17 protein-coding genes are annotated in these 19,167 nt (G+C 65.6%); 13 read left to right on the top strand and 4 right to left on the bottom strand.

Annotated features, from left to right (window positions below):
• Positions 1–108 precede the first annotated feature (108 nt).
• The 12 genes from RTW82_RS05690 (at position 109) to RTW82_RS05635 (ending at position 13,036) form a co-directional block, all read left to right on the top strand.
• Entirely contained in the window at positions 109–516 is a 408-nt protein-coding gene (locus RTW82_RS05690) for an ExbD/TolR family protein (RefSeq protein ID WP_021219306.1), read from the top strand.
• A 4-nt stretch (positions 517–520) separates the two neighbouring features.
• Positions 521–1,273 carry a TonB family protein gene (locus RTW82_RS05685; RefSeq protein ID WP_316924502.1) on the top strand — a complete coding sequence of 251 codons (753 nt, stop codon included), beginning with the start codon at positions 521–523 and terminating at the stop codon, positions 1,271–1,273.
• Positions 1,274–1,334: 61 nt separating this feature from the next.
• A complete protein-coding gene (locus RTW82_RS05680; RefSeq protein ID WP_316924501.1) occupies positions 1,335–3,683 on the top strand; it encodes a TonB-dependent receptor family protein in 2,349 nt (782 codons plus the stop codon).
• A gap of 65 nt (positions 3,684–3,748) precedes the next feature.
• The gene (locus RTW82_RS05675) at positions 3,749–4,387 is read left to right on the top strand and encodes a MotA/TolQ/ExbB proton channel family protein (protein ID WP_316924500.1); all 639 of its coding nucleotides are present in this window, start codon (positions 3,749–3,751) and stop codon (positions 4,385–4,387) included.
• A gap of 20 nt (positions 4,388–4,407) precedes the next feature.
• Positions 4,408–6,120: a bifunctional metallophosphatase/5'-nucleotidase gene (locus tag RTW82_RS05670; RefSeq protein WP_316924499.1), complete on the top strand. Its 1,713-nt coding sequence runs from the start codon at positions 4,408–4,410 to the stop codon at positions 6,118–6,120.
• Between the two features lie 80 nt (positions 6,121–6,200).
• A complete protein-coding gene (gene cdd, locus RTW82_RS05665; RefSeq protein ID WP_184490961.1) occupies positions 6,201–6,614 on the top strand; it encodes a cytidine deaminase in 414 nt (137 codons plus the stop codon).
• A 48-nt stretch (positions 6,615–6,662) separates the two neighbouring features.
• The gene (locus RTW82_RS05660) at positions 6,663–7,925 is read left to right on the top strand and encodes a NupC/NupG family nucleoside CNT transporter (RefSeq protein ID WP_021219300.1); all 1,263 of its coding nucleotides are present in this window, start codon (positions 6,663–6,665) and stop codon (positions 7,923–7,925) included.
• A 51-nt stretch (positions 7,926–7,976) separates the two neighbouring features.
• Complete coding sequence (gene deoC, locus RTW82_RS05655) at positions 7,977–8,753, top strand: deoxyribose-phosphate aldolase (protein WP_316924498.1); 777 nt, start codon at positions 7,977–7,979, stop codon at positions 8,751–8,753.
• A 1-nt stretch (position 8,754) separates the two neighbouring features.
• Entirely contained in the window at positions 8,755–10,062 is a 1,308-nt protein-coding gene (deoA, locus tag RTW82_RS05650; RefSeq protein WP_316924497.1) for a thymidine phosphorylase, read from the top strand.
• A 9-nt stretch (positions 10,063–10,071) separates the two neighbouring features.
• On the top strand, positions 10,072–11,364 hold the full coding sequence (locus RTW82_RS05645; protein WP_316924496.1) for a phosphopentomutase: 1,293 nt from the start codon (positions 10,072–10,074) through the stop codon (positions 11,362–11,364).
• Positions 11,310–12,023: a purine-nucleoside phosphorylase gene (gene deoD, locus RTW82_RS05640; protein ID WP_316924495.1), complete on the top strand. Its 714-nt coding sequence runs from the start codon at positions 11,310–11,312 to the stop codon at positions 12,021–12,023. Before RTW82_RS05645 ends, deoD begins: the two co-directional genes overlap by 55 nt.
• Positions 12,024–12,103: 80 nt before the next feature.
• A complete protein-coding gene (locus RTW82_RS05635) occupies positions 12,104–13,036 on the top strand; it encodes a S1/P1 nuclease (protein ID WP_316924494.1) in 933 nt (310 codons plus the stop codon).
• A gap of 289 nt (positions 13,037–13,325) precedes the next feature.
• On the opposite strand, the gene RTW82_RS05630 is transcribed toward RTW82_RS05635, so the two are convergent.
• The 4 genes from RTW82_RS05630 to RTW82_RS05615 all read right to left on the bottom strand — a co-directional run bounded on the left by RTW82_RS05630 (position 13,326) and on the right by RTW82_RS05615 (position 16,719).
• On the bottom strand, positions 13,326–14,126 hold the full coding sequence (locus tag RTW82_RS05630; RefSeq protein WP_043244433.1) for a cyclic nucleotide-binding domain-containing protein: 801 nt from the start codon (positions 14,124–14,126) through the stop codon (positions 13,326–13,328).
• 105 nt (positions 14,127–14,231) lie between these two features.
• Positions 14,232–14,504, bottom strand: a complete 273-nt coding sequence (locus tag RTW82_RS05625; RefSeq protein ID WP_021219293.1) for a TfoX/Sxy family protein — start codon at positions 14,502–14,504, stop codon at positions 14,232–14,234.
• A gap of 224 nt (positions 14,505–14,728) precedes the next feature.
• Complete coding sequence (locus RTW82_RS05620; RefSeq protein ID WP_021219292.1) at positions 14,729–15,076, bottom strand: pentapeptide repeat-containing protein; 348 nt, start codon at positions 15,074–15,076, stop codon at positions 14,729–14,731.
• 83 nt (positions 15,077–15,159) lie between these two features.
• Positions 15,160–16,719, bottom strand: coding sequence for an AAA family ATPase (locus tag RTW82_RS05615; RefSeq protein WP_316924493.1), 1,560 nt, complete (start codon positions 16,717–16,719; stop codon positions 15,160–15,162).
• 116 nt (positions 16,720–16,835) lie between these two features.
• On the opposite strand from RTW82_RS05615, the gene mrcB reads away from it, so the two are divergent.
• Positions 16,836–19,154 carry a penicillin-binding protein 1B gene (gene mrcB / locus RTW82_RS05610; RefSeq protein ID WP_316924492.1) on the top strand — a complete coding sequence of 773 codons (2,319 nt, stop codon included), beginning with the start codon at positions 16,836–16,838 and terminating at the stop codon, positions 19,152–19,154.
• Positions 19,155–19,167 lie beyond the last annotated feature (13 nt).

The raw sequence follows: 19,167 nt of genomic DNA, 5'->3' as shown, positions 1-19,167 counted from the left end.
GTTACATGAACTCGCCATCATTCGCGCCAATCCTGCGTTGATGGTCAGGATCAAATGAGGGCAGGTTGCGGCCGCCCATCGCTGATGACTGTGGGAGGTTGTGTCCTCATGCGTAGCTGGGACGTTGCGAAGAAGAAGAAGGCCCACATCGAGATCATCCCGATGATCGATGTGATGATGTTCCTGCTGGTGTTTTTCGTGCTGGTGAGTCTCAACGTGATTCCCGCCGTAGGCATCAAGACGCAGTTGCCCACGGCCGCCCATGCCCAGCAGTTGAAGCCGCAGAACAAGGCGGTGATCACCCTGGGCCTCGACGAGAAGTTGCAGCTCGATGGCCAGGATGTCAGCGAGAGCCTGCTGGTCGAACAGTTGAAAGTGCTGGAAGGCACGGCCGAGAAGTTGGTCATCATCATCAATAGCGACCAGGGCGTGGAAGTTAAGCGCCTGGTGGCGGTGATGGACTTGCTCAAGGGCAATGGCTTCTCTTCCGTTTCCATCGCCACGCGTAAATCCTGACGCCATGTTTCCTATCTATCGAACTCGCAAGTTCATTGCGTGTGTGCCGGCGGCTTGCCTGCTTCTCGTATTCGTTTATTCCGCCAGTTCGCAGAGCTTGCAGATGAAACCCAAGTACGACGACAGCGCCGTGGAAATCGCGCTGGTGGATCCGGCCGATTTCATGCCGCCACCGCCCGAGCCGGAACCCGTGGTCGAAGCGCCGCAGCCGGAACCCGAGCCCGAAGTCGAGGAGCCGGTGGTGATCGAGCCGCCGAAGCCCAAGCCCGTCCCCAAACCGGTGCCCAAGCCTGTGGTGAAACAGGTCGAGAAACCCAAGCCGCAGGTGGTCAAGCAGGCGCCCAAGCCCGCGCCGCCCGTGGTGGCCAAGGCAGCGCCAGCCCCGGCTCCGACGCCCGCACCGGCCCCGGTTAGCGTGCCGGTGGCGCCGCCCGCACCCCGCGACAACAGCGCGGCGATGGAGGGCGTCTACACCGCCGCCCTGCGCAAGGAGCTGGAGAAATACAAGCAATACCCGCGTGGTCGCGAGGCTTCGTTGCAGCGCCCCGAAGGCAACGTGGTGGTCTGGCTGTTGGTGGACCGAGTGGGGAATGTCCTGGATGCAGGCATTGAAAGCAAGGCAACGAACATGTTGCTGAACAAGGCTGCACAAACAAGTTTGCGTCGATTGGAAAAAGTTTCGCCGTTCCCGAGCGAAGCCTTCCAGGGAAAAGACAAACAACGATTTACGGCGACCTTTAGTTACAACGTCGAGTGATCAAGTACCCATAACTAATCAAATAAACGAAGGCGTTCCTTTTTATCGAGGAGTTTGGTCCGTGAAGTTTAATAAGTTATTTGCAATGTTCCTGGCCGCTGGCCTGGGGGGATGGACGATGGCGGCGCTGGCCGCTGAAGAGTCCGCAGATTCCGTTGATGTGGGCAAGGTGAAGGTCACCGGGCAGAACCTGGGCAATGGCCAGATGGTGGTTGAGTCCGCGCCCAAGTCACGCTCGACCGTGACCAAGGAGGCGCTGGACAAGATGAGCGCCACCGGCAACGCCATCGACAAGCTGAAGTACACGCCGGGGGTCAACGTCTCCAGTGACGACTCCAGCGGCCTCAGCGGCTTCAACTTCACCATGCGCGGGATGAACTCCGACCAGGTCGGCGTATCCCTCGATGGCATCCCGGTGAACGACTCGGGTAACTACAACCTCTACCCGAACCTGCTGGGCGACCCGGAGAACCTCGGCGAAGTGTTCGCCACCCAGGGCTCTTCCGAGATCGACGCACCGCATATCGGCTCCTCCGGCGGCAACGTCGGCCTGGTGACCCTGCGCCCCGAGAAGGACTTCGGCGTCTTCGGCAAGCAGACCATCGGCAGCAACAACCTGCGCAAGACCTTCGTGCGCCTGAATACCGGCAAGTACAACGGCTTCAGCAACTACATCTCGGCGTCCCACACCGAGGGTGACAAGTGGCGCGGCGAAGGCGTGCTGCGTGCCGACAAGGTCACCCTCAACAGCCTGTTCGAAGATGGCGAAGGCAACTCCCTGAATGCGGTGATCAACTACCACAAGCAGGAAAACTACAACTACTCGAACCCCAGCAAGGCCCAGTTCAAGACCTACGGTCGCGACTTCGACTACCTGGCCGACCCGCGCTACAACAGCAACGGCAAGATCATGACCGGCAGCGGCAGCTCGCTGAACGGCGTGACCCGTGGCACCGGTTACTCGGTGCTGATGCGCAACCCCTTCGAGAACGTCACCGCCTCGCTGACCGGCCGCTTCCAGCTGCGCGACGACGTGCTGCTCACCGTGGCGCCCTACTACTACTGGGCCAACGGCGGCAGCTTCGGCAGCTTCACCGGCCCCTACTCGCTGAACCGTGGCACCAGCAACACCGGTGGCAACTACGACCTGGGCAACCTGCCGACCTCCGGCCAGATCAACGCCGATGGCACGCCCAACAGCGGCCTCTACTACCGCCCCTCGATCACCGAGACCTGGCGCCCCGGCATCAACACCAGCATCAAGTGGGACATCAACGACGAGCACAGCTTCAGCACCGGCTACTGGTACGAGCGCGCCCGTCAGCGCCAGACCCAGCCCTTCGTGCCGCTCACCCCCGATGGCAAGCCTGTGGATATCTGGGCCGGCTACCACGACTCCGAGCAGGCACGGGACGCCAACGGCAACGTGATCCAGGGCCGCAACTACTTCACTGTGACCCCGGCGCACAAGCTGTTCGCCCAGGACGTCTGGTCGGTGACCCCGGACCTGACCCTGACCGCCGGCATCGCCTACGACTACTCCGAGCGCAAGGGCGACAACCGCGGCAGCCTCACCGAGAAGAAAGAGAAGCGCAACAAGACCTACCACGAGCTGCTGCCGAGCTTCAGCGCCCAGTACCTGCTGGATGACGAGAACCAGGTCTTCTACAACCTCACCCGCAACATGCGCACGCCGCCGAACTACGTGCTCTACAACAAGGGCGACTCCATCAGCCTCGAGCCCGAGCTGAGCTGGAACCATGAATTCGGCTGGCGCTATGCCGTCGAGGACATGGCCCTCAGCGCCACCCTGTTCTACCTGACCTTCGAGAACCGCCAGGTCTCCAGCCGCGACGAGGCCGGCGACTACGTGATGCTCAACGTCGGCGACGTGGTCAACCAGGGCCTTGAGCTGGAGTGGAGCGGCCTGCTGCCGCACAACTTCAACTACTACGCCTCCTACACCTATACCGAGGCCGAGCAGAAGGACAGCGTGCGCTACCGCGGCGTGGACCTGCCCACCGAGGGCAAGACCGTGGCCGGTGTGCCGAAGAACATGCTCAACCTGAGCCTGGGCTACGACGACGGCCTGTACTACGGGAATATCGTCGGCAAGTACGTCAGCCGCCAGTACGGCGACCTGACCAACGACGAGAGCATTCCGGACTACGCCATCGCCGACCTCAACCTGGGCGTGCACCTGCCGGTGCAGGGCACGGCGCTGAAGAGCGCGGCGGTACGCCTGTCGGTGAACAACCTGTTCGACAAGGAATACCTGTCGGGCGTGCGCACCACCCAGTTCAACGCTGTGACCTACTCCCAGGGCAGCGCCTCGGCGTTCGGCAGCTCGCCGTACTACACCATCGGCGAGGAACGCACCGTTTCGGTCAGCTTCGAAGGCTCCTTCTAATCCACCCCGAAGTCCGCAGGGCCTTCGGGCCCTCCGGCACACCCTGAGTTCGCTGGAGGTACCACATGAATATGGATCTGCTGCACGACATCACCTTCTACGTGATGTACGGCGCCGCCGCGCTGGCGGCCTTCATCGCCGTGGAGCGCGGCATCTTCTTCGCCTACAGCCTGCGCCAGGCGGTGAAGCTGGAAGCGGCGCTGGTGCCGAGCATGCACGGCATCGACGAGCTGCCGGCCGCGCTGAACAGCCGCAAGAGCCTGCCGCTGGAGATGATCGACCAGCTGTTCGAGCAGAAGGGCGCGGTCAGCTCCCACAAGGACCTGGAAGACCTCAGCGAATCCATCTACATCGCCACCCGCGGCAAGCTGATGCACGGCCTGTGGATCCTCGAGACCGTGGTCACCGCGGCGCCGCTGCTGGGCCTGCTGGGCACCATTCTCGGCATCATCGACACCTTCCGCGCCCTGGCCGAGGCGGGTGTTTCCGACCCGGGCGAAGTGTCCAAGGGCATCGGCACCGCGCTGTTCGCCACCGCGCTGGGTATCGCCATCGCCCTGATCGCGATGATCTTCCACAACCACTTCCAGGACCGTGTCGAGCGCATCACCGACCACCTGAAGATTCTTCTGCTGCGCGCCGGCATGGGCACCGTGGTCCGCACGGCGGCGCCGGTCGTCAACGGCCAGTTGCAGCCGGCCTGATGCGCGCAGGGGAGTCACGCATGTCCCGTTCCCTTGCCCGCAGCCGCTTGCTGGGCGCACTCCTGCTCGCCGGCCTGGCCGGTTGCGGGCAGGAAGCCGCGCAGCCGGTGGCGGTGAACCTGGTGGCGATCAACGATTTCCACGGTTACATCCAGGGCAGCAGTTTCCGCTACCCGGACCCGGCCAACCCCGGCAAGACGCTGTCGGTGAACGCCGGCGGCATCGCCACCCTTGGCGGCATGCTGGCGGAGCTGCGCAAGCAGGACCCGCAGCTGCTGTTCATCGGCGCTGGCGACCTGGTGGGCGGCAGCCCGCCGATCTCCGCCATGTGGGCCGACGAGCCCAGCCTGGAGGCGCTCAAGGCCATGGGCCTGCGCTTCACCGCCGTGGGCAACCACGAGCTGGACCTGGGCAAGGCCGAGCTGCTGCGGCAGATCCACGGCGGTTGTGAATCACCACGCCCGGAGAAGGCCTGCAGCTTCCGCGGTGACTACAAGGGCGCCGGGTTCGACTACCTTGCCGCCAACCTGGTGGACAGCGCCACCGGCAAGCCGTTGCTGCCGGCCTACCGCATCGAGGAGGTGAAGGGGGTCAAGGTGGCCTTCGTCGCCGCCATCCTGCGCGACGTCGCCAGCGTGGTCCGCCCCAGCGGCCTGGCCGGGCTGGAGGTGCGCGACGAGGCTGATTCGATCAACGCGCTGATCCCCGAGATCAAGGCCGCCGGTGCCAACGCCATCGTCGCCGTGGTGCACCAGGGTGGCAGCACGCCTGAGCCCTTCGACAAGCCCGCCTGCCAGCAACTGGGCGGCGAGATCGTCGATGTGGCCAAGCGCCTGGACCCGGCGGTGGACCTGCTGCTCAGTGCCCACAGCCACCAGGGCTATCTGTGCCAGGTGGGTAAGCTGCCGGTGACCCAGGGCTCCTCCTACGGCCACCTACTCACCCAGCTCACCCTGGACGTGACGCCGGGGACCCACAAGGTGACCCGCGTCGAGAGCCGCAACCTGCTGGCCGACCCGGCGCGTTATGCCGCCGACGAAAAGCTCGCGGCGCTGCAAAGCGAGATCGAGGCGCGCAGCAATGCGGTGCTGGCGCGGCCCATCGCCCGGCTGGCGGCTGCGGAGGTGCGTCGCGAGGTGAACGAGGCGGGCGAATCGGCCATGGGTGATCTGATCGCCGATGCACAGCTGGCCGCGACCCGCTCGCAGGGCGCACAGCTGGCATTGATGAACCCGGGCGGCATCCGTGGCGACCTGGCACTGGAGCGGGGGCTGGAGACGGTCAGCTATTCCCAGGTGGCCAGCTCGCAACCCTTTAACAACACCCTGCACCTGCTGACCCTCAGCGGCGCGCAGCTGGTGGCGCTGCTGGAGCAGCAGTGGAACGCCGAGGGTGCCTTCAAGCCGCTGCAGGTGTCTTCGTCCTTCAGTTACCAATGGGATGCGGGGCGCCCCGTGGGGCAGCACGTGCGGGTCGACAGCCTGCGTGTCGATGGCCAGCCGGTGCAGGCGGATGGACGCTACCGGGTGGTTTCCAATGCCTTCCTCGCGGAGGGCGGCGATGGCTTCAGCCTGTTCCGCGAAGGGGCGGAGCATCGCGACAGCGGCATCTCCGACCTGGACGCGCTGATCGACTACCTGGTGGCCCAGGACCAGGCCGGCAAGCCGGCGGGTGCGGCCGAAGGCGCGGGGCGCATCCGCCGTGTGGATATGGCGGTCAGCCAACGGGAATAGCGGCTTGCAACAAGGAGGCGCCTGCATGACGGGCGCCCGATAACCATAAAGAAGGCGACCCAGAGTCCCGGACGGTACCCATGAACGATGTTGCTCGATCCGCTCTGTGCGAGCGGTTGTTGCCCCAGGCCATCGAGGCTGCGGCACGCACCTACAGTCCCTATTCCCGATTCCCCGTCGGGGCGGCGCTGCTCACCCATGACGGTCAGGTGATCCTCGGCTGCAACGTGGAAAACGGCTCCTACGGCCTGACCAACTGCGCCGAGCGCAGTGCGCTGTTCGCCGCCATCAGCCAGGGCCATGCGCCGCGCAGCTTCAAGGCGTTGCTGGTGTTCGCCCCGGAGGTTCCGGTGATCAGCCCCTGCGGCGCTTGCCGTCAGGTGATCAGCGAGCTGATGGCGGCCGACTGCCCGGTGATCTGCTGCGGCAGCGACCCGGAATCGACCCGCCAGTGGCGCGTCGACGAGCTGCTGCCCGGCGCCTTCGCCCTCTAGAACAACGACAAGAACAACGACGCACCTTTCTTCTGGGGAATCCATTTCATGATCGGCATGCTCGGCATCCTGATGTTGCTGGTAATCGCGTACCTGTTGTCGTCCAAGCGCAGCGCCATCAACCTGCGCACGGTCGGCACCGCCTTCGTGCTGCAGGCGGGGTTCGCCGCCTTCGTGCTCTACGTGCCCTGGGGGCAGAACTCCCTGGCGGCCATGTCCAACGTCGTCAGCAGCCTGGAAGACAGCGCCACCAAGGGCATCGACTTCCTCTTCGGCGGGCTGAACAGCGCCAAGATGTTCGACCTGTTTGGTGGCGGCGGCTTCGTCTTCGCCATCAAGGTGCTGCCGGTGATCGTGTTCTTCAGCGCCTTCATTGCGGTGCTCTACTACCTGCGTGTCATGGACGTGATCATCTCGGTGATCGGTGGCGCCCTGCAGCGTGCCATGGGCACCAGCCGCACCGAATCCCTGTCGGCCACCGCCAACATCTTCCTCGGCCAGACCGAGGCGCCGCTGGTGGTGCGCCCCTACATCCCGCACATGACCCGCTCCGAGCTGTTCTCGGTGATGGTCTGTGGCCTGGCCTCCACCGCCGGCTCGGTGATGATCGGCTACGCCAGCCTCGGTGTTGACCTCAAGTACCTGATTGCCGCGAGCCTGATGTCGGCGCCCGGCGGCATGCTCATGGCCAAGCTGATGGAGCCTGAAAGCGAGACGCCACAGGACCGTCCGGACCTGATCGAGGGCTACGCCGACGACCGTCCGGCCAACGTGCTCGACGCGGCCGCCGCCGGTGCGTCCAGCGGCCTGCAACTGGCCTTGAACGTGGGCGCCATGCTGCTGGTGTTCATCGCTCTGGTGGCGGTGCTCAACAGCCTGATGGGCTGGCTCGGCGGCTTCGTCGGCTACCCCGGCGTGACCCTGCAATTGCTGCTGGGCTACGCCTTCGCTCCGGTGGCCTGGCTGCTTGGCGTGCCTTGGGCCGAAGCCATCCAGGCCGGCGGCTTCATCGGGCAGAAGATCGTGCTCAACGAGTTCGTCGCCTATGTCGACTTCGCCCGCTACATCAATCCGATCCAGGCGTCGGCCGCCGGTGTCGAGGTGCTCAGCGCCCACACCCAGGTGATCGTCACCTTCGCCCTGTGCGGCTTCGCCAACCTGTCCTCCATCGGCATCCTGCTGGGCGGCATGGGGGTGATGGCGCCCAACCGCCGCAAGGACCTCGCCCGGCTCGGGGTGCGCGCGATGATCGCCGGCACCCTGGCTAACCTGATGAGTGCGGCTTTGGCCGGACTGTTCGTTTCGCTCTGAATCACTGCAACGGGATGCCGGCTCATGGCGCATCCCTGGGGAATGTTCTGAATGACTCAATTGACGGATACCGAACTGGCCCGGTTGGCCATCGGCCTGCTGGACCTGACTTCGCTCAACGACGATGACGACGAGGCCGCCATCGCCGCTCTCTGCCAGCGCGCACTGACCCCAGAGGGGCGGGTGGCGGCGCTGTGCATCTACCCGCGCTTCATCGGCTTCGCCCGACGGACCCTGGAGGAACTGGGTGCCGGCGACCTGCGTATCGCTACCGTGACCAACTTCCCCCAGGGCGCCGACGACATCGCCGCCGCCGTGCGCGAGACCGCTGCAGCGGTGGTCGATGGCGTGGATGAAGTGGACCTGGTCTACCCCTATCGCGCGCTGCTGGCTGGCGATGCCGAGCGTGGCCGAGAGATGGTCGCTGCCTGCAAGGCCGCGTGCGGGGAGCGGGTGCTGCTCAAGGTGATACTCGAAACCGGCGAACTGACCGACCCGGAGCTGATCCGCCAGGTCAGCCGCGACGCCATCGCCGCCGGTGCCGACTTCATCAAGACCAGCACCGGCAAGGTGGCGGTCAACGCCACGCCCGAGGCCGCGGCGCTGATGCTCGATGTGATCCGCGAGACGGGCGGCCGGGTGGGCTTCAAGCCGGCAGGGGGGATTCGTACCTTGGCCGATGCACGCTGCTATATCGAACTGGCGGCCGCTGAGCTGGGCCTGGACTGGATCGATGCCCGTCACCTGCGTCTGGGTGCCTCCAGCCTGCTTGGCGACCTGCTGCGGGTGCTTGGCCAGGCCGATGCCGTTGTTGCGGAGGGCTACTGATATGTGGCTGGCGCAGGAAGTGATCCGTCGCAAGCGCGATGGCCAGGAGCTGGCGGGTGAGGATATTCGCCGCTTCGTCGAGGGCATCAGTGATTCCAGCCTCAGTGAAGGCCAGGTGGCGGCCTTCGCCATGGCGGTGCTGCTCAAGGGCATGAGCCTGGACGAGCGCATCGCCCTCACCACCGCCATGCGCGACTCCGGCCAGGTGCTGGCGTGGGACCTGCCTGGCCCGGTCGTGGACAAGCATTCCACCGGCGGTGTCGGCGACCTGGTCAGCCTGGTGCTGGCGCCGCTGCTGGCGGCCTGTGGCTGCTACGTGCCGATGATCTCCGGGCGCGGCCTGGGCCACACCGGTGGCACCCTGGACAAGCTGGAAAGCATCCCCGGCTACTGCACCCGGCCCGACCCCGAGCGCCTGCGCACGGTGGTGGCGGAGGTGGGCTGCGCGATCATCGGCCAGACCGCCGACCTGGCGCCGGCGGACAAGCGCCTGTACGGCATCCGCGATGTCACCGGCACGGTGGAGTCGGTGGACTTGATCACTGCGTCCATCCTGGCGAAGAAGCTCGCCGCCGGGCTCGATGTGCTGATCATGGATGTTAAGAGCGGCAATGGCGCCTTCATGAGCGACCCGCAACAGGCCGACCTGCTGGCACGCAGCCTGGTGGCAGTGGCCAATGGCGCTGGCGTGCGCACCCGCGCGGTGATCTCCGACATGAACCAGCCGCTGGCCCGTAGCGCCGGCAACGCGTTGGAAGTGGAAGAGGCGCTGGCCCTGCTCAAGGGCGAGGTGCGCAGCCCGCGCCTGTGGGAAGTGACCCTGGTGCTGGCCGAGGAAACCCTGGTGGCCGCCGGGTTGGCGGAGGACTGCGCCCAGGCCCGCGAGCGCCTGCTGCAGGCCTGGCGCGACGGCGCGGCACTGCAACGCTTCAACCTGATGGTCGATGCCCTGGGCGGCCCCCGGGGCCTGCATCGCGAGCCCTGGCGCCACCTGCCCTGGGCGCCGGTGGTGCACCCGGTGCATGCCGAGCGCGGCGGTATCGTCCAGGCGGTGGATACCCGCGCCATCGGCCTCGCGGTGGTCGCCCTGGGCGGCGGTCGCAAGCGCCCGGAAGACGAGGTCGATCCGGCGGTGGGCTTCAGCGCGCTGGCGCTGCCCGGGGAAAGGGTCGGAGACGAGCAGCCGCTGGGGCTGGTGCATGCGCGGGATGCCGCCAGCGCCGAGCGTGCAGCAGCGGCCTTGCGCGCGGCCTACCAACTGGGCGATGGCGAGGCGCAGGTCGCCGAGCTGATCGGCCAGCGTTACTAGGAGCGGACCATGGGCAGAGCCTTGTTGCTGGTCCTCGACTCCTTCGGTATCGGTGCCACGGCGGATGCCACGCGCTTCGGCGACCAGGGCGCCAACACGCTGCTGCATATCGCCGAAGCCTGTGCCCGTGGCGAAGCGGATGGTCCCCTGCGCAGCGGCCCGTTGCATCTGCCCAACCTGGAGCGCCTGGGGCTGGGCCACGCGGCGGCAGCCAGTGCCGGTGCCTATGCGCCGGGCTTCGACCCCGAGGCGCCCGTCATCGGTGCCCATGGCCATGCCCGCGAGCTGTCCAGCGGCAAGGACACGCCGTCCGGCCACTGGGAGATGGCCGGTGTGCCGGTGCTGTTCGACTGGGGCTACTTCGCCGAGAAACAGCAGAGCTTTCCGCCCGAGCTGCTGGATGCGCTGATCGAACGCGCCGGCTTGCCGGGCATCCTCGGCAACTGCCACGCCTCGGGCACCACCATCCTCGAGGCGCTCGGCGAGGAGCACCTGCAGAGCGGCAAACCCATCTGCTACACCTCGGCGGACAGCGTGTTCCAGATCGCCGCCCACGAGGAGGCATTCGGCCTGGAGCGGCTCTATCAGCTGTGCGAGATCGCCCGTGAGCTGTGCGATGACTGGAACATCGGCCGGGTGATCGCGCGGCCCTTCGTCGGCACCTCCGCCGCCGATTTCCGCCGCACCGGCAACCGCCGCGACTACGCCGTGCCGCCTCCCGCACCGACCCTGCTGGATCGCCTGGTGGATGCCGGCGGCCAGGTGTTCGCGGTGGGCAAGATCGGCGATATCTTCGCCCACCGGGGCATCAGCCGGCTGTACAAGGGCGACGGCAACGAGGCGCTGTTCGAGGCGACCTTGCAGGCCGTGGCGGAAGCGCCGGAACGCACCCTGGTGTTCGCCAACTTCGTCGACTTCGACATGCTCTTCGGCCACCGCCGCGATATCGCCGGCTATGCGCTGGCGTTGGAAACCTTCGACCGTCGCCTGCCGGAGCTGCTGGCGGTGATGGGGGAGGGCGATGTGCTGATGCTGGCCGCCGACCACGGTTGCGACCCGAGCTGGCCAGGCAGCGACCACACCCGCGAGCACATCCCGGTGCTGGCCTTCGGTGCCGGCATCACGCCCGGCAGCCTGGGCGAGCGCGGCAGCTTCGCCGACATCGGCCAGAGCCTGGCCACCTTCTTCGAATTGCCGGCCTGCGAGCACGGCGAATCCTTCATTCATCCTGAATCCGGAACCTGTAGATGGCCACTCCCCATATCACCGCCCTTGCGGGTGACTTCGCCGAAACCGTGCTGATGCCGGGCGACCCGCTGCGGGCGAAGATGATCGCCGACACCTACCTGACGGACGTCCGCCAGGTGAATGCGGTGCGCAACATGCTGGCCTTCACCGGCTTCTACCAGGGCCAGCGCATCTCCGTGATGGGCTCGGGGATGGGCATCCCCTCGTTGTCGATCTACGCCCACGAGCTGTTCAGCCAGTACGGCGTGCAGCGTATCGTCCGCGTCGGCAGCTGCGGCTCGCTGCAGGACGGCGTGAAGGTGGGCGACCTGGTGATCGCCCAGGGCGCGTCCACTGATTCGGTGGTCAACCGCAAGCGTTTCGGCGGCTTCGACTTTGCCGCCCTGGCCGACTACCGGTTGCTGGAGCGCACCGTGCGCCGTGCTGACGAAAGCGGGCAGCCCGTGCACGTGGGCAACGTCTTCTCCGCTGACCTGTTCTACGAGCCGGACCTGGCCTGGGCCGCGCGCATGACGGGCATGGGCGTACTGGCGGTGGAAATGGAGGCCGCCGGGCTCTATGGCGTGGCGGCGGAGCTGGGGCGCCAGGCCCTGGCGGTGCTGACGGTGAGCGACCACCTGATCAGCGGCGAGAAGCTGACCGCCGAGCAGCGCCAGGAAGACTTCCACGACATGGTGCGGCTGACACTGGACGCCATGACCCTCGATCACTGAGTCATTTCTTTGCGCGTGGGTGCGACGTCCAGGCGCGCCCGGGGGCGCTTCATGCCTGGGCACAGCCATTAGGGGGAAACATGCAGCACAACGGATTTCGTCGGGCGCTGGGCGCCGGTCTCTTCATCGGCAGCCTGCTCTGGGGCGCGCAGGCAGGGGCCTGGGGCCAGCTGGGCCACGCGGTGGTCGCGGATATCGCCGAGACGCAACTGACGCCAGCGGCCAAGGCCGAGGCCGATCGCCTGCTGGCGCTGGTACGGCAGCAGCACCTTTCCGCTGTCGCCAGCTGGGCGGACAACCTGCGCAACATGCCGGACTTCCAGGCGCTCTGGGAGCAGACCCGCGCGCAGCACTACATCAACTACAAGACCGACGACTGCACCTACCAGGCTCCGCGTGACTGCCCGGACGGCCAGTGCGTGGTGGCGGCCATCGAGCGCAACGCGGCGTTGCTGGCCGACCCCAAGGCGAATGACAACCAGAAGGTCATGGCGCTGATGTTCGTGGTGCATTTCGTGGGTGATATCCACCAGCCTCTGCACAACAGCTACCGCCTGGACAAGGGCGGCAACGACTTCCCGGTGGTGGTCGGCGGGCGTGACTACAACCTGCACAGCGTCTGGGACAGCTACCTGTTGGCGAGCCGCCGCCTGGACCAGGCAGCCTATACGGCGAAGCTGTCCGAGGACCTGCCGAAACCCGAGGTGGGCACTCCGGCGAGTTGGTCGGGGGAGTCCTGCGCCATCGTCCGTGACGACGACCTGTACCCGAAGACCGGCGGCAAGAAGGCCTTCAAGCCTGATGCCTTCAAGCAGTCGAAGAGCGAGGAGTGGGCCCGTCGTGGCACCCAGGGGGGTGACGAGGATGGCGAGGCAGGGGGCAACCAGGACACCCTGGATCGCCGTTACCTGAAGAAATTCCTGCCCCTGGCCGAGCGCCGCGTGCAGGAAGCGGGCATCCGCCTGGCGCTGTTGCTCAACGCCAACCTGCCGGATGGCGCGCCGAAGAAGTAAGGGGCGGTGCCGCGGGAGTGAAGCGGCGGCACTTTCTCACAGGCAAAAAAAGACCCGGCAAAAGTGCCGGGTCAATAACCGTGATTAGCCTGATGAGGAGATAATCTGAAGAGTCCGACTGCTTGGTCTCCCAGCTTACCGGCTGATCTCGCGACCAGTTGTGGTAATAATAACAATTCTCATTTCACTGTCAACGCTTTCTGCGAATTATTTTCATCTCGCTCGTCGAGGTAGGCTGTAAAGCACAAACCCCGGCACTTGGCCGGGGTTTTCGTTGGGAGGCCGGAGGTCACTCCGCCGGCTTGGCCAGGCGTTGCTGGGTGACTTCCTTGTTCAGCAGGTCGATGCGTCGAGCCATGCTCTCGATCAGGCTGTGAGCGATGCGCGGGTTGCTTTGCATCAGGCTGAGGAACTGGTCCTTGGGGATCACCATCACCGTGCAGGGCTCGCTGGCAACCACGGTGGCGCTGCGTTTCTCGCGTGTGAACACGGCCATGGCGCCGAAGATTTCGTCCTTCTGCACGTCACCGACCTTCTGCCCGTCGACGAAGGCTTCGGCGTGCCCTTCGATGATGATGAACACATGATCGGCCTCGTCGCCCTGGTGGATCAGCTCCTCGCCGGCGGCGAAGTGCTGGAAGCCGGTGGCGGGGCGGATTTCGGGCTGCTTGAGGCGGGCGAGGGCGTCGGACAGCAGCGCGGTGTGGCCGATCAGGTACTGGATGAACAGCTCCTGGCCTTTCTCGCTGCCATAGATGTGCTTGAACACGTCGCCGCGCGCATAGGGGATCAGGCTCAGCGGCTCGTCGCTGCGGTAGCGGCAGCTGGGCAGTTCGATGCCTTGGCGCAGGCCTACGAGGTCACCTTCCTGGAGGTAGAACAGCGGGCGTTCGTCGACCAGGGCGTGGAGCAGGCCGTTCTCGATGAGGAACAGCTGATTGCCGGGCAGCACCTTGGCCAGGTCCTCCACTGCATCGAGGCGCAGGGGCGGGCCCGAGGGTTCTAGCCCATCGAGCAGCTGGCCGGGAATGCTTTGCAGTCGGTTGATCAGCTGGTCGGCGTAAGCAGGTTGCTCCCCGAGTAGGTACATGACAGTAATTCCTTGAACTGGCTGGGCGGCTTGGACGCACGAACGTCCCTGAAACAATAGGGCGCATTGCTATCGCAGTAAATCCTCCAACGCCCAGGTTGTGAGCTAGCTCTTGTTGTGGGGCTGCAGTGCGTCCAGTTGACCGTTGAGTTCAGCCTTGTGGCTGGGCGGCAGGTCGTTCCAGTGCACATCCAGCAGCGCACCTTCGATCGCGTAGAGCAGGACCTTGGATGCGCGAAAGCCCCGTGCCCGCACTGCACGATAGGCCCCGACCGCACCCAGGCGGCGCAGGTCCGAGGCGCTGTGGATGCCCACCGCATGCAGCCACTGCGCCGAGGTCTTGCCAAGATTCTTCAGGTGTTGCAGTTCGTCGTTCATCCAGCCTCCTTGCGTTGGTGGGGCGCGAAGGACTCATTACCCGGTTCATCCGGGAAGTGTAGCGGCCATCTGCTATTGCGTGGCCCGGTGGCATCATCCCTGTCCCGCGCCCGACGGGCGTTGGCCCCTCCAATCCGCTTCTGCGGAGTTCGCGCCCGGATATCAGCGTAGACGGCATCCGCGTGGGCGCTAACCGAGCGGGGCCGATCACAGGTTGGGCGTGGCTACTTGTGGGTGTTGTAGCGCAGGCGGGTGCCGAAATTGACCGACATGAGGATCTCGTCGGCCGCCAGTTCGGTGGGGAAGTAGGCGCCGGATATCTGCGCGTGGGCGATGCTGGCGCCTTCCAGGCTGGCTTCGCGCAGGTCTACGCCGCGCAGGTCGGCGCCGCGGAAATAGGCGTCGGTGAAGTCGATGCGCGCGGCATCGAGGGTGCGCAGGTCGAGCCCGCGGAAGTCGCCGGAGGCCAGGTTGATTGAGCCTTCCTTGGGCTTCTGGTCATTGAAGCCGACGACATCGTCGTTGTGCAGCAGGCGGTAGAGGGGGCTATCGAGTTGGTGTGGTGTGGTCATGGGTACTCATCCGGTGAGAGTTCACCGGGAGTATAGAACCCATGGCGAGCAATGCCCGCCATAGGCCTTAGGGCATCGTCCGATCAGAGGCCGGGCAGGTGCTGACGGATACGCTCGACCAGGCTGTCGAGGCTGCTGGCGTCGTGGGTGTCGATGCGCTTGCTGTGGGTCTGTTCTTCCGCCGTCAGGGCTTCGCGGCTCGCCTGCTGGGCATGCACCACTTCTAGCGTGGCGTCGGAGGGGTCGCCGCCTTGCTGCTTGCGCTGTTCCAGCCAGCCGGCGATGACGGCTTCCGGGGCGTGGCAGTCGAGGATGACGACGGGTGTGCCCACTTGCTCGGCGACATCCTGGGCGGCCTGGCGCTGGGCCTGCTTGAGGTAGGCCGCGTCGATCACCACCGGGAAACCGGCGTGCAGCACGGTTTCCGCCAACTGGTGCAGGTGCTCGTAGGTGCGGGCGGTGGCCTCGGCGCTGTAGATGCCACTGTAGAGGTCGTTCTGCTCGCCCTGCTGCTGGCCGAACAGGCGCTTGCGCTCGACGTCGGAGCGCAGGCGGATGGCGCCGAGGGCTTCCACCAGGCGCAGCGCCACATGGCTCTTGCCGACGGCCGATACGCCATGGGTGATGGCCATGAAGCGCGAGGGAATGGCGCTGTAGCTTTCCGCCAGGTTGGCGTAGTTGCGGTACTGGCGCAGGGTGGCGGCCTGCTGCACGGCGTCGCTCTGGTGGGCGAGGCTGAACAGGGCGATCTTGGCGCGGACCAGGGCGCGGTAGGCCTTGTAGAAGTTCAGCACCTCCAGGCCCTTGTAGTCGCCGGTCTCTTCCAGGTAGCGGCTGACCAGGCGGCGGGACAGCGACTTGAGGCCGCGGTCCTCCAGGTCCATGGCCAGGAAGCCGATGTCGGCATAGACGTCGGTGAAGCGGAAGGGTTCGTTGAATTCGATGCAGTCGAACAGCACCACCTCGCCTTGGATGAGGGTGGCGTTACCCAGGTGGATGTCGCCATGGCATTCGCGGATCGAACCATTTTTCTTGCGCTCGGCCAGTAGTGGCAGCAGGCGCTCGTAGCTGCTTTGGGCCCAGGCTTCGAGGGCGTCGAGTTGCTGCAGGTCAGTCTTGTTGCTCAGCATCGGGCGGATCTGGTCGAAGTTCTGCTGCACCGGGGCCATGACCATTTCCGGGGTGCCCAGCGGGTGCTCGATGGCGACCTGGGGCGACTCCATGTGGAACTGGGCGATCTGTACGGCCAGGGCGTCGATGTGGGCGGGCGTGAGTTCGCCACGCGACTGCACTTCGCTCAGCAGGTTGGCCTGGGGGAACTGCGCCATGCGGATGGCGAATTCGATGGCCGGGCCTTCGCCGCCCAGCTTCGGGGCGGCTTCGCTGCCGGTGATCGGCAGCACGTCGAGATACAGGTCGTGGGTGAGGCGTTGGTTGAGACGCACCTCTTCACCGCAGAAGCGCTCGCGGGCGGCGAGGTCGGTGAAGTCGAGGAAGCCGAAGTTGACGGGCTTCTTGATCTTATAGGCGTAGGGACCGGTGAGGAGCACCCAGGAGATGTGCGTCTCGATGACCTTGAAGCCTTCCACGGGATGCGGATAGAGGGCGGGGTCTTGCAGGGCGGTAATCAGTGCTTGGCTCACGGTCTTTCCTTGCTGGAGGTGCTGGCAGAGCGGGGGATTATGGCCGCTGTGCACCACTCTGCAAACCGTCAGGAGGCGCCTTCTGGCTGTGGATAAAGTGCGTATAATGCGCCGCCATGACTCGTCCCCGATCCCCCCGCTCCCGTAAAAAGCCCCGCTCCAGCGGCCTCCGTACCCTATTTGGCTGGGGCTTGAAGCTCGGCCTGGTGGGCCTGGTCGTGCTGGCGGGATTCGCCATCTACCTCGACGCTATCGTCCAGGAAAAATTCTCCGGCAAGCGCTGGACGGTTCCGGCCAAGGTCTATGCGCGACCGCTGGAATTGTTCGTTGGCCTGAAGCTGGCCAAGGATGATTTCCTCAAGGAACTCGATGCGTTGGGTTACCGCCGCGAAAGCGCATCCAACGGCCCGGGCTCCGCGTCGGTGGCCGGCGCGGCGGTAGAGCTCAACACCCGCGGCTTCCAGTTCTATGAAGGCCCCGAGCCTGCGCAGCGGATCAAGGTGCGTTTCTCCGGCGATTACGTGGCGGGCCTGACCCAGGCCAACGGCAGCAACCTTGCGGTCGCGCGCCTCGAGCCGCTGCTGATCGGTGGCCTCTATCCTGCCCATCATGAGGACCGGGTGCTGATCAAGCTGGACCAGGTCCCGGCCTATCTGGTGGAGACACTGGTGGCGGTGGAGGACCGTGAGTTCTTCAACCATTGGGGTGTTTCGCTCAAGTCCATCGCGCGTGCGATCTGGGTCAACGCCACCGCCGGCCAGTTGCGCCAGGGCGGCAGTACCCTGACCCAGCAGTTGGTGAAGAACTTCTACCTGACCAACGAGCGCAGCATCAGCCGCAAGGCCACCGAGGCCATGATGGCGGTGTTGCTCGAGGTGCATTACGACAAGCGCGAGATCCTCGAGGCCTACCTCAACGAGGTGTTCCTCGGCCAGGACGGCCAGCGCGCCGTGCACGGCTTCGGTCTTGCCAGCCAGTACTTCTTCAGCCAGCCGCTTTCCGAGCTGAAGCTGCATCAGGTCGCGCTGCTGGTGGGCATGGTCAAGGGCCCGTCGCAGTACAACCCGCGACGCAACCCGGAGCGTGCGCTGGAGCGCCGCAACCTGGTGCTGGACCTGCTCGCCGAGCAGGGCATCGTCACGCCGGAAGAGGCCGCCGAGGCCAAGGCCAAGCCGCTGGGCGTGACCCAGCGCGGCAGCCTGGCGGACAGTTCGTTCCCGGCCTTCCTCGACCTGGTCAAGCGCCAGCTGCGCCAGGACTACCGTGACGAAGACCTTACCGAGGAAGGGCTGCGCATCTTCACCAGCTTCGACCCGATCCTGCAGCTCAAGGCCGAGTCCGCCCTCGATGAAACCCTCAAGCGCCTGTCCGGCCGCAAGGGTGTCGACGAGGTCGAGTCCGCCATGGTCGTCAGCAACCCCGAGACGGGTGAAGTGCAGGCGCTGGTCGGTAGCCGCCAGCCGCGCTTCGCCGGTTTCAACCGCGCCATCGATGCCGTGCGCCCGATCGGCTCGCTGATCAAGCCCGCCGTCTACCTCACCGCCCTGGAGCGCCCCAGCCAGTACACGCTGACCAGTTGGGTGCAGGATGAGCCCTTCTCGGTGAAGGGCCAGGACGGCCAGGTGTGGACGCCGCAGAACTATGACCGCCAGGCCCACGGCAGCATCTACCTGTACCAGGGGCTGGCGAACTCGTACAACCTGTCGACCGCCAAGCTGGGCCTGGAACTGGGCGTGCCGAATGTACTCAAAACCCTCGAACGACTCGGCGTCTCCCGCGAGTGGCCGGCCTTCCCGTCGATGCTGCTGGGTGCGGGTGCACTGAGCCCGATGGAGGTGGCGACCATGTACCAGACCCTGGCCAATGGCGGCTTCAATACGCCCTTGCGGGGTATCCGCAGCGTGCTGACCGCCGAAGGCGAGCCGCTCAAGCGCTACCCGTTCCAGATCCAGCAACGCTTCGATCCGGGCGCCATCTACCTGGTGCAGAACGCCATGCAGCGGGTGATGCGTGAGGGCACCGGGCGCTCGGTCTATAACCAGCTGCCCAGCTCGCTGACCCTGGCCGGCAAGACCGGTACCACCAACGACTCCCGTGACAGCTGGTTCGCCGGCTTCAGCCAGGATTTGCTGGCAGTGGTGTGGCTGGGCCGCGACGATAACGGCAAGACGCCACTCACCGGCGCGACGGGTGCGCTGCAGGTCTGGACAGGCTTCATGCGCAAGGCTGATCCGCTGCCGCTGGACATGCCGATGCCGGATAACGTGGTGCAAGCATGGATCGACCCGCACAGTGGCCAGGGCTCTGACTCCAGCTGCCCGGGCGCGGTACAGATGCCGTATATTCGCGGCAGCGAGCCGGCGCCGGGCCAGTCCTGTGGCATGGGTGCGCCAGTGGACTCGGTGATGGACTGGGTCCGTGGCTGGATGCAATGAACCGAAGAGGATC

Source organism: Pseudomonas sp. zfem005 (assembly GCF_032621735.1).
GTDB lineage: Bacteria > Pseudomonadota > Gammaproteobacteria > Pseudomonadales > Pseudomonadaceae > Metapseudomonas > Metapseudomonas solani.
Note: the sequence above shows the minus strand (reverse complement) of the source record. Positions and strands in the feature narration are given on the sequence as shown.